Here is a 10467-nt window from a genome sequence, read left to right as displayed (position 1 = left end):
TGGACAGGGGCGACAAGTGGATTTGTCATGCCGCCAATCCGTACCAACGCTTGCTCTACCTGGTGCTTTTTCGCTGCTAATTGCTGCTCGTAACGAATATGTTGCCATTGACAACCGCCACACTCGCTGGCGACGATACAAGCGGGTTGGACGCGATGGGGTGAAGGCGTGTAGATAGTTTGTAATTTCCCGTAGGCATAATTTGGTTTCACCCAAACCAATCGCACGAGCACTTGATCCCCTGGCGCAGTATCCGGCACAAAAACGACTCGCTCTTGCCAGCGCCCCACACCCTCGCCCTGGTCATTCAAGTCGGTGATCGTGAGGCTTATGTCGGCTCCCTGTCGCCAGTAGCTCTCATCCATGCCGGTCTCGCTCCTTCTCTCTCTACGGTAATTTCTCCGGTACAATACAAGCGGGCATGGGCAAGCGGAGGGATAGCCATGGACATCACAACCCAATGGGTGCAGGTGCCGAACCAAGACTTGCGGATTGATAGCTATCTGGCCCGACCGACCGAAACCGGCACATACCCAGGCATCATCGTGATTCAGGAAATTTTCGGGGTTAATGCCCACATTCGCGATGTCACCGAACGCATTGCCCGACTGGGATACATCGCCATCGCCCCTAGTATTTATCAACGCTACGCGCCGGGGTTTGAGGTGGGCTATTCGCCGGCGGATATGGAGCTGGGACGTAAATACAAAGACATGACTAAGGCGGATGAATTACTAAGCGACATCCAGGCGACCATTGATTACCTGAAACGGGAATTCGGCGTCACGCGCTTCGGAACGATTGGGTTCTGCTTTGGCGGGCATGTAGTGTACTTGGCGGCGACGTTGCCAGATGTACAGGTGACGGCTTCGTTCTACGGCGGCGGCATTGCCACCATGACACCGGGCGGCGGCCCCCCCACCATCACCCGCACCAAAGACATCAAGGGCACTATCTGGTGTTTCTTTGGCACCCGCGACCCGCTGATTCCCAACGAGCAGGCCGACGCAATTGAACAGGAATTGAAAAAGCACAACATCGACCACCAAGTTTTCCGCTACGACGCTGACCACGGCTTTTTCTGCAACGAGCGAGATAGTTACGACCCCCAAGCGGCAGCCGATAGCTGGGAAAAAGTCCAGCAGTTGTTCAGTCGGTTGCGGGCATGAAAACCGCCTGGGTGTTTCCGGGACAGGGTTCCCAGACCGCCGGCATGGGCTTGGATTTGCAGCGACATCCCCACGCCCAAAACCGGTTTGAGGAAGCAGCGGCAATTCTGGGCTGGTCAGTTGTCGAGTGTTGCACGCCCCCAGCGGAAAAATTGTCCCAAACCCGCTACACCCAGCCCTGTCTGTACGTGGTTGAAACCATCTTGGCGGACCTTTACACAGCATTCATGCCCGATTACGTGGCTGGACATAGTTTGGGGGAATTTGTGGCGCTGTACCGGGCGGGGGTTTATGACTTTGGGACGGGATTACGGCTGGTGAAATTGCGGGCAGAATTGATGGACCAGGCCAGCGGCGGGCAAATGGTGGCGCTGTTAGAGCCGGACCGGGACCAATTAGACCAAGTGCTCGCGCAAACATCGGAAGTGGTGCTGGCCAATGACAACCATCCAGGACAAGTGGTCATCTCCGGAACGCCGGTGGGCATCGCGACTGTCTTAGACAAGGTGAGCGTCAAACGCGCCGTGCCCCTAGCAGTCAGTGGGGCGTTTCATTCTCCCTTCATGGCCGAGGCAGCGGCTCAGTTCAACGCCTATCTCGCCACCGTCCCCTTCGCCGATGCGCGGATTCCAGTTCTTTCCAACACGGACCCAACGCCGAGCACCGATGGCGCCTTGCTGAAGCAGCGATTGTTGACCCAGATGACGACGGGCGTGCGCTGGCGCGAGATTGTTTTGCAGTTGGCGGCGCTCGGGGTCACGCGGGCGGTGGAACTGGGGCCGGGTAAAGTGCTGACGGGCTTGATCAAACGTACCGTGCCAGAGATGGAGCTGCTCAACGTGGCGACGCTATAGCGATGGGGTACGCGTTTGCGCTGGCGCCAATGGATGGGTGGATGCAGGTACTCACCTGGGGATTAGCAGGAATGCCCTTCCTCTTGCTAATGCTGGCGTTTGCAGGAGCGCAAGGAGCTGGGTTGTTTTGGTTGGCGTTACTGGTGTTGGTGGTTAACGGCCTAATTTGGTGCCGCTGGCGACCCACAGCCTTCGTGGTGCATGAGGACAACCGCTTGGAAATTCGGTTCCCCACGCGGCGGCGGTGGATTGACCTGCAACCGGAGCGTCAGGTGCGACGGGTGACCCCAGCGGAATTGACCCAGGAATTGGGCCGGCAATGGCCGTTTCTAGGGGGCTTTGGCTGGCTCTGGACGCAACGGCGGGGGTGGGTCGAGTGCTACGTTTCGCGCTGGGATGGGCTGGTGTTGTTGCAACAGCCAGGGCGTTTCCCATTGCTGCTCACCCCCAGTCAACCGGAGCAGTTCGTGGCATTGCTGCGACCCAAGGAAACTCAAGCAGCTTAGCGAGCAATTTAGAGCAATTGCAACACCATTCCTTCCCGTGCTAGGACGCTGCTGGGCATGATTTGGCGCACCTGAGCTTCGACCTGGTCCAAAAAGTCGTCGTCGTGGTTGGCGTCGTGATGGAACAGCACCAATTGCCGCACACCGGCTGCCTTGGCGACTTGGACCCCCGCTTGCCAGGTGGAATGGCCCCAACCGCGCCGGGGATTCACCGGGTCGTTGTATTCCTCGTCGGTGTAGTTGGCGTCGTAAATCAAAACATCGGCCTGGCGCGCCAGATGCACGACACTGCGGTCGAGCCGGTCGGGATAATGCTCCGTATCACTGGCGTACACCACCGTTTTGCCCCGCCACGTCACCCGATACCCCAGGGCGTAGTTGGGATGGTTCAGACTCCCTGTCTCTACAGTTACATCACCAATCGTGACCACATCACCCGCCAGCAAGTCGTGGAAGGACAAATCCGCCTGCATGACTTGCAACGGCACGGGAAAATTGGGGTCGAGCATCTGGTTGCTCAAGCTCTGTTTGATGGAATAGCCCTGGTGCGCAGCGGGGCCGTAGATGTGTAATCGATTGCCGGCCTGGTAGGCAGGGGTGAAAAACGGAAAGCCCTGGATGTGGTCCCAGTGGGAATGACTAAAAAAGAGATGGGCCTCCAGGTTGGTTTGATGCTTCAGCGTCTGGCCCAACACCCGCAGTCCCGTGCCGCCGTCAAAAATTAACCGTTGTCCACCCGCTTGCACCTCCACGCAGGGGGTATTGCCGCCGTAACGCACTGTTGCCGCACCGGGTACGGGGATGCTCCCGCGCACACCCCAAAACCGCACCGTAAACCCTGTTGCCATGGCCTGCTCTCGGCTTTTGCCCCAGCATAACGAACTGCAAGCGGGACCGTCAGTGATCCTGTGGCCTCTTCCTATACTTTCTGCACCTGGGAAATTGCCGTCGCCCGCAGCCGGCTCAATCCATACTCCAGCCCTTCCGCCACCGCCTGATACGACGCCTCAATGATATTGGTGGAAACCCCTACCGTCGTCCAACGGTGCGTCCCGTGGGTAAACTCCACCAGCACCCGCGTAGTCGCCGCCGACCCCGATTGTCCGTCTAGCACCCGCACCTTGTAATCACTCAACTGAAACTCCTTAATCTGGGGATAAAAATTCACCAGCGCCCGTCGCAGGGCATTGTCCAGTGCCGACACCGGCCCGTTTCCCTCCGCCGCCGTAATCAATTCTTGCCCGTCTACTTCCACCTTCACCGTCGCTACCGACGAACTCCAGTGGCCGTTGCCCTGGGCCTGGGTTTGACAATGCACCTGAAACCCGTGCAGGACAAACGCTGGCCGCCGTTGCCCCAGCACCTCCCGCACCAGCAGTTCAAAACTCGCCTCCGCCGCTTCAAATTGATAGCCTTGGCCTTCCAGTTCCTTCAACCGCCGCAGCACCTCTTTAGCCGCCGGATGGGAACGGTCGAGGGGCAATCCCAACTCCCGCGCCTTGGCCACGATGTTGCTTAGACCCGACTGTTCCGAAATCACCACCCGCCGCCGGTTGCCCACCACCTCCGGGGGAATGTGCTCGTAGGTGGCCGGATTTTTGCCCACCGCGCTGACATGCACCCCTCCTTTGTGGGCAAAGGCCGACGCACCCACGTAAGGCGCATGGTCATCGGGCGCTAAATTCACCCGCTCGCTCACCGCCCGGCTCACCTCCACCAGGCGCGTCAATTGCTCTGGCCTGATGCAGTCGTACTTCAGTTTCAGTTGCAGGTTGGGAATCAAGGTACACAAATCGGCGTTGCCGCAGCGCTCCCCGTAGCCATTGATAGTTCCCTGCACCATGCGCGCCCCGCTCTGCACCGCCGCAATCGCATTTGCCGCCGCTGTGCCACTGTCGTTGTGGGTATGAATGCCAATCTGGGCATCGGGGAAGCGAGCCTTCACCTGCTGGACAATCTCGCTAATTTGATGAGGCAACATTCCGCCATTGGTATCGCACAAGACCAGCCATTCCGCTCCCGCTTGATAGGCCGTCTCCAGGGTGGCCAGGGCGTAGTCGGGGTTCGCGAGATAGCCATCAAACCAGTGCTCAGCATCATAAAACACATGGCGCTGCTGCTGGCGCAGGTAAGTAATCGTGTCAGCAATCATGTCCAGGTTATGGGTCAACGTCGTGCCCAGGCCCTCGGTGACGTGCAGGTCCCAGGATTTGCCAAACACCGTAACCCAGGGGGTGCCCGCCGCCAGAATACCTTGGATCAGGGGGTCTTCCGCTGCTGTGGTCCGGGGACGCCGGGTGGAACAAAAGGCCACCAGCCGCGCCTGCGTCAAAGGTTCCTGCTGCATCTGCCAGAAAAATTGCATGTCCTTGGGGTTCGCGCCAGGCCAGCCGCCTTCGATGTAATGCACCCCCAACTGGTCAAGCAGGTGGGCAATTTGCAACTTGTCTTCCAAGCTGAGTGACAGTCCTTCCCGTTGGGCGCCGTCCCGTAAGGTGGTATCGTAAAGCCAAATCCGTTCGCCGCTCATGGCCTGATGCGCAATTCTGTCTTCTTATTGTAGGGTGTGGGGATGAACCCGAAGCTGTCCTGGTGGGAAAAAGTCAGCTATGGGATGGGGGATTTTGGCCCGGCGTTGCTGGCGAATTTACTGCTGGTGTTTCAGTTAATTTTCTTCACGAATGTCGCTGGGTTGCCGCCGGGGTTAGCGGGAACAGTGTTGTTGATTGGCAAGGCGTGGGATGCCATTAACGACCCCCTGATTGGTTTCCTGAGCGACCAGACCCGCAGCTTGTGGGGACGCCGTTTGCCCTGGATGGTGTGGGGCGCAGTGCCGCTGGGGGTGAGTTTTACCGGCCTGTGGTGGGTACCACCCGCTGCCGATACGATGACCAAATTTTGGTACTACGTGGCGGTGGCTATTGCCATTCATACCTTTTATACGGCGGTGAATTTGCCCTATACGGCGCTGACGGCAGAGCTAACCCAGGACTACGACGAGCGCACCAGTTTGAACAGCTTTCGGTTTGGGTTTTCCATTGGCGGCAGTTTGTGTGCGTTGACGCTGGCGCTTGCCATTTTTCAGCTATTTGCCGGGATGCCGATTCAACAGCGCTATCAGGTGCTAGGAACACTGGGCGCGGTGGTGGCGGTGCTGGCGATATACGCCTGTGTGTGGGGCATTCGTCGGCGAGCGATGCATTTGGAACACCAGCGGCGCCAAACGCTGGATCCCCCCAACGAACCTATCTGGGCGCAATGGCGGGCGGTACTCAGCAATGGCCCCTTTTTGCTGGTGATCGGCCTTTACCTGTGTTCCTGGCTGGCCTTGCAAAACACAGTGGCGGTGATTCCCTATTTCGTCAAAAGCTGGATGGGACTGACCGATGCCGCGTTTACCCAGGTGGTGCTGATGGTGCAGGGGACGGCACTGGTAATGTTGTTCTTCTGGGAGCGCGTGAGCCGGCGCCTGGGCAAAAAAATGGTGTACTTCCTGGGGATGGCGGCTTGGATTGCGGCGCAGGCGGGGTTATTTGGCTTGCAACCGGGGCAAACGGCGCTGATGTTTACCCTAGCAGTGGTTGCCGGTGTGGGCGTCGCCACCGCGTATCTGATTCCCTGGTCCATGCTCCCGGATGTGATTGAGTGGGAAGAATTGCGGACTGGGCAACGGCGCGAAGGCATTTTCTACAGCCTGATGGTGTTTTTGCAAAAGGTGGGGCTGGCGCTAGGGTTATTCCTGGTGGGGCAAACCCTGGAATGGTCGGGGTTTATCAAAACGGTGGCCGGCCAACCCGAGCCGCTCCAACCCCCCAGCGCTTTACTCACCATTCGCCTGATGATTGGACCAATTCCGGGAGTCGTGTTGCTCATCGGTTTGGTATTTGCCTATCTCTATCCGATTACGCGGGAAAAACATGCCGAAATTCTGTTGCAATTGGCGGAACGTCAACAGCAAAAACCCAACTTGTAATTACCTGCAAATTAGTAACCTTAAAATCTGAGCTACCAGGTATGACAGACCAATTGTGAAAAGCTGGAGAAACATCAACCAGGGTGTAAAGATACGGCTGAGCGTCCACACAGCCCAAAAACTGGTGACCCCAATCAGCGCTCTCTCATCAGCAAAAATTCCTGTTAGGACTATCGTCATTGCTATCAATAACTGATACGTAAGGACATTCATTTCATTAGCGCGTAAGCGTCGATGTCGGGCATTATAGCAATCCCAAGTCAGTCCCTTGGCTGTCCACAGGCAGTTACGAACTTAGATATAGCCGAGCTGCTTCGGTTTGTCAGGGAGATACTAGAAAAACCCATGGCCAAGCTGCCCCCTGTGACTTTAGGGCTTGTGATCCAAATCACATTCATCCGAGAAATAGGTTCAGAGGATAGACGCGTGGGTGAGCGCGGGGAGTTACCGGACGATGTGGGCCCAGGGAAGCGATGGGACTTTTGTGGAACCTCTATCCAGTGGGTTTGCTCTGGCCTACGGCAGTGAGCAGATGGTTCACCAAGGATTGTTACCTAATTTTGGGAACCAGGCCCTGCTGAGCAGCGAGACATTTATCCGGGCATTGGGTGGGCTTGACAATTTGTCGCCAGTTAGGTATCCCAGCGAGGAAACGCTTCTGGGATGGTCTATCGAAACCGGTGTATGGATGGAAGCGACCTCCGTTGCCGACCTAGCTGGGAATACGTTAGCAACGGCACGACTCATTTCTGTTGGCACGACGCCTACAACCTTTACTGACTGGGTTGGCAGCACAGACCTCAACGATTACTACCGCTTGACTCTCAATCAGGCCAGTGTGCTGAATGTCACCCTGAGTGGCCTAACAGCCGATGCGGACTTGGAACTGCTGGATGGACAAGGCAATTGGTTGGACGGTTCCTGGAACGCAGGAAGTGCGAATGAAACCCTGACCCGCACTTTGCAAGCAGGAACGTATTATCTGCGGGTGTATCCCTACAGCGGCTCGACGTTTTACAACTTGACAGTGACGGCCAACCCCTTGCCCGCCGACGGGGCTGGCAATACCTTGGCAGCAGCGCGCCCGATTAGTGTCGGGCCAACGCCGAGTACTTGGACGGATTGGGTGGGAGACGCTGACCCGAATGACTACTACCGCTTGACCCTGAACCAAGCCAGTGTGCTGAATGTCACCCTGAGTGGCCTAACAGCCGATGCGGACTTGGAGTTGTACGACGGGCAAGGAGGGTTTTTAGCTGGGTCCTGGAATAGCGGAACGGCACCCGACCGAGTGGTGCGAACCTTGGCCCCTGGAACCTATTACCTGCGGGTGTTTCCCTATGCCGGCTCTACCAGCTACAACCTGACAGTGACGGCTAGTCCTTTACCCACGGATGGAGCAGGCAATACGTTTGAGACGGCGCGCCCAATAACGGTCGGACCGACGACAACCACCCTGACAGATTGGGTGGGGGACTGGGACCCCCTGGACTACTATCGCTTCACCCTTAGCCAGCGGAGTTTCTTACATGTCCGAATGGACGGATTGACGGCAGATGCGGAGTTGGAACTGTTCGATAGCCAGGGCAATTTTGTTCGTGGGTCTTGGAACTGGGGCACGGATGCGGAAGAAATTCTTCAGCCATTGGAGGCGGGGACGTACTACCTGCGCGTCTATCCCTACAGCGGGTCCACTCACTATACGCTTCGAATGACAGCCAATCCCATTGACCAGGGCCTAGCAGACAACACCCTAGAGACGGCACGTCCCCTGACTGTGGGACCGACGCCTGTGACCGTGACAGATTGGGTGGGGGAAACGGACCGCAATGATTACTACTGGTTCACGCTCAACCAGGCCAGTCGGGTCACCATCACGCTTGGCGGGCTGTCCGCAGATGCGGACTTAGAACTGCTGCGTTGGCCGGGGGTACTACTGCAGGGGTCCTGGAATGCAGGGAGCGCGCCTGAGACCATCACCCGCACTTTGGAACCAGGCACCTACTACCTGCGGGTGTTTCCCAGCGCTGGGTCCACGGCTTACACCTTAACTGTGGTAGCCGATGCTCTAACACCGGAGCTAGCGGACAACACCTTGGCCACAGCTCGACCCATCACCGTAGGCCCGACTCCCTTGACTCTTACCGATGCCATCGGCGGTGGAGATACGGACGACTACTTCTGGTTCACTGTCAACCAGGCGGTGAATTTGTCCGTGAGCTTAAGTAATTTGACGCAAAACGCTGATGTGCAATTGCTCGATAGCTCCGGGCGGGTGATTCGCAGTGGTACCAATCCGGGTACCCAAGCGGAGTCGTTTACCCAGCCGTTGAACCCCGGAACTTACTACTTGCGAGTGTTTTCGGCGGCCACCCAGTCTACTCCCTACACGCTGCAAATCAGTGCCACTAATCCCACAACGGTGGTAGTGCCTCCATTGACGGGCTTCAATAGCACCTATGGCTATGGGCTGGTGAATGCAGCGGCAGCAGTGGCCCTAGCACTGGGACAGACCCAACCCTTTCCTGAAGTACCAGACCTGGGAGACTACAACTGGCCGTTAGACCGGGTGCGGGCACCGGAGGTTTGGGCACGGGGCTACACGGGTCAGGGAGTTGTCGTGGCGGTCGTGGACTCGGGCGTGGACTATAACCATCGGGACCTGGCAGCCAACATGTGGCTTAACTCTAGGGAAATTCCCGGCAACCGTATAGATGACGACGGCAATGGTTTTGTGGATGATGTCTACGGCTGGGATTTCGTGAATAATGACAACGACCCTATGGACAGTGACGGTCATGGCACCCATGTGGCGGGAACAATTGCGGCGCTACGGAATGACTTTGGCATCACAGGGGTGGCTTACAACGCTCGGATTATGCCGGTGCGTGTCCTGGATGACCAAGGCTCGGGGTTGTCCAGTTGGGTCGCTCGCGGGATTCGCTATGCGGCAGATAACGGGGCCCACGTGATCAATCTCAGTCTGGGAGGTGGTTTTAGCCAAGATATTTACGATGCGATTCGCTATGCGACCAGTCGGGGAGCAGTGGTGGTGATGGCCGCTGGCAATGACGGCTGGCCTAATCCGGGTCATCCAGCCTGGAGTGCAACAGAGTTTGGCCTGTCAGTAGGGGCGGTGAATCAGAACAACCAGATTGCCTGGTTTTTTAATCGAGCGGGTACAGACCCTAACCGACGGCACGTGGTGGCGCCAGGAGTCGGGATTCTCTCAACGACGCCCAACAACACGTACCGCATGTACAATGGCACCTCCATGGCGACGCCCCATGTGGCAGGGGTGGTAGCGTTAATGTTGAGTGCCAATCCTAACTTGACACCAGCCCAAGTACGGGACATCATTGCAGGGTCAGCTATCCGGCTGGGTTAAGGAAGTATGCCAGCGAAATGGATTTACCTGACCAGTACCCTGTGTTTGATGATGTTACCACCGCCAGTTCTGTTTACGTCGGCATCGCCGCTAGAATCCCAAGCTCAGGGGATCGTTGGGCAAGTAGTGACCTTGCAGGGGAATTTTCAACCCCAGGTAGGTCGTCTGGGCAAGACAGGCCAGGTTACGCCGGTGCAGACAAGGGTATGGATTTTCCTAGGGCGCATCAGGGTAGTCCCTTTGTCGCCCCGCTGGCCAGTGGCAGAAGCTGCTCAACATCCCCAGCGCTGGGGATGGGTTGCTACCGATGACCAGGGTTGGTTTCGGGTAGGCTTGCCACCGGGAGAATACACCCTGCTAGCGGAGTCCGGTCCCGACCTGTATCTCAATGATTTTCTCGACGATGGTAGCTTTATGACAGTACAGGTTCAACCGGGGCGCATCACTCAGGTCCAACTGGAAAACACAGAGAAAGCAGCGTTTTGATGCAGCCCAAAACGGCTATAGCTAAGCTGACAAAGGTTGACATAGAAGACAGACAGCTTCATCCACGAGAGAACGTAGGTTCCGTTTGGTT

General features: G+C 57.2%; 9 protein-coding genes. 6 read left to right on the top strand and 3 right to left on the bottom strand.

The window, feature by feature from the left end; translation table 11 throughout:
• Positions 1 to 365 (bottom strand): TRAM domain-containing protein (locus NZ705_11925; protein MCS7293652.1); only part of this gene is annotated, 365 nt, incomplete at its 3' end.
• Between the two features lie 78 nt (positions 366 to 443).
• Here NZ705_11925 and NZ705_11920 point away from each other — a divergent pair.
• The 3 genes from NZ705_11920 to NZ705_11910 are packed head-to-tail and all read left to right on the top strand — an operon-like array spanning position 444 to position 2529.
• Entirely contained in the window at positions 444 to 1169 is a 726-nt protein-coding gene (locus NZ705_11920; protein ID MCS7293651.1) for a dienelactone hydrolase family protein, read from the top strand.
• Positions 1166 to 2023 carry an ACP S-malonyltransferase gene (gene fabD, locus NZ705_11915; GenBank protein MCS7293650.1) on the top strand — a complete coding sequence of 286 codons (858 nt, stop codon included), beginning with the start codon at positions 1166 to 1168 and terminating at the stop codon, positions 2021 to 2023. The genes NZ705_11920 and fabD overlap by 4 nt, the downstream gene beginning before the upstream one ends.
• A gap of 2 nt (positions 2024 to 2025) precedes the next feature.
• Entirely contained in the window at positions 2026 to 2529 is a 504-nt protein-coding gene (locus NZ705_11910; GenBank protein MCS7293649.1) for a hypothetical protein, read from the top strand.
• Between the two features lie 8 nt (positions 2530 to 2537).
• Here the strand turns inward: NZ705_11910 and NZ705_11905 are convergent, their stop codons facing one another.
• Together NZ705_11905 and cimA are read right to left on the bottom strand one after the other, a co-directional pair.
• On the bottom strand, positions 2538 to 3377 hold the full coding sequence (locus NZ705_11905) for an MBL fold metallo-hydrolase (GenBank protein MCS7293648.1): 840 nt from the start codon (positions 3375 to 3377) through the stop codon (positions 2538 to 2540).
• 71 nt (positions 3378 to 3448) lie between these two features.
• Positions 3449 to 5059 (bottom strand): citramalate synthase, encoded by a 1611-nt coding sequence (gene cimA / locus NZ705_11900; GenBank protein MCS7293647.1) that lies wholly within the window; start codon positions 5057 to 5059, stop codon positions 3449 to 3451.
• Between the two features lie 42 nt (positions 5060 to 5101).
• Between cimA and NZ705_11895 the strand changes: the two genes are divergently transcribed.
• The 3 genes from NZ705_11895 (at position 5102) to NZ705_11885 (ending at position 10376) form a co-directional block, all read left to right on the top strand.
• Positions 5102 to 6502 (top strand): MFS transporter, encoded by a 1401-nt coding sequence (locus tag NZ705_11895; protein MCS7293646.1) that lies wholly within the window; start codon positions 5102 to 5104, stop codon positions 6500 to 6502.
• A gap of 454 nt (positions 6503 to 6956) precedes the next feature.
• A complete protein-coding gene (locus NZ705_11890) occupies positions 6957 to 9890 on the top strand; it encodes a S8 family serine peptidase (protein ID MCS7293645.1) in 2934 nt (977 codons plus the stop codon).
• Positions 9891 to 9896: 6 nt separating this feature from the next.
• On the top strand, positions 9897 to 10376 hold the full coding sequence (locus NZ705_11885) for a hypothetical protein (GenBank protein ID MCS7293644.1): 480 nt from the start codon (positions 9897 to 9899) through the stop codon (positions 10374 to 10376).
• Positions 10377 to 10467: the final 91 nt, after the last annotated feature.

Source organism: Gloeomargarita sp. SKYB120, from assembly GCA_025062155.1.
GTDB lineage: Bacteria > Cyanobacteriota > Cyanobacteriia > Gloeomargaritales > Gloeomargaritaceae > Gloeomargarita.
The sequence above is the reverse complement of the archived record's forward strand: the minus strand, read 5'-3'. Positions and strand labels throughout refer to the sequence as shown.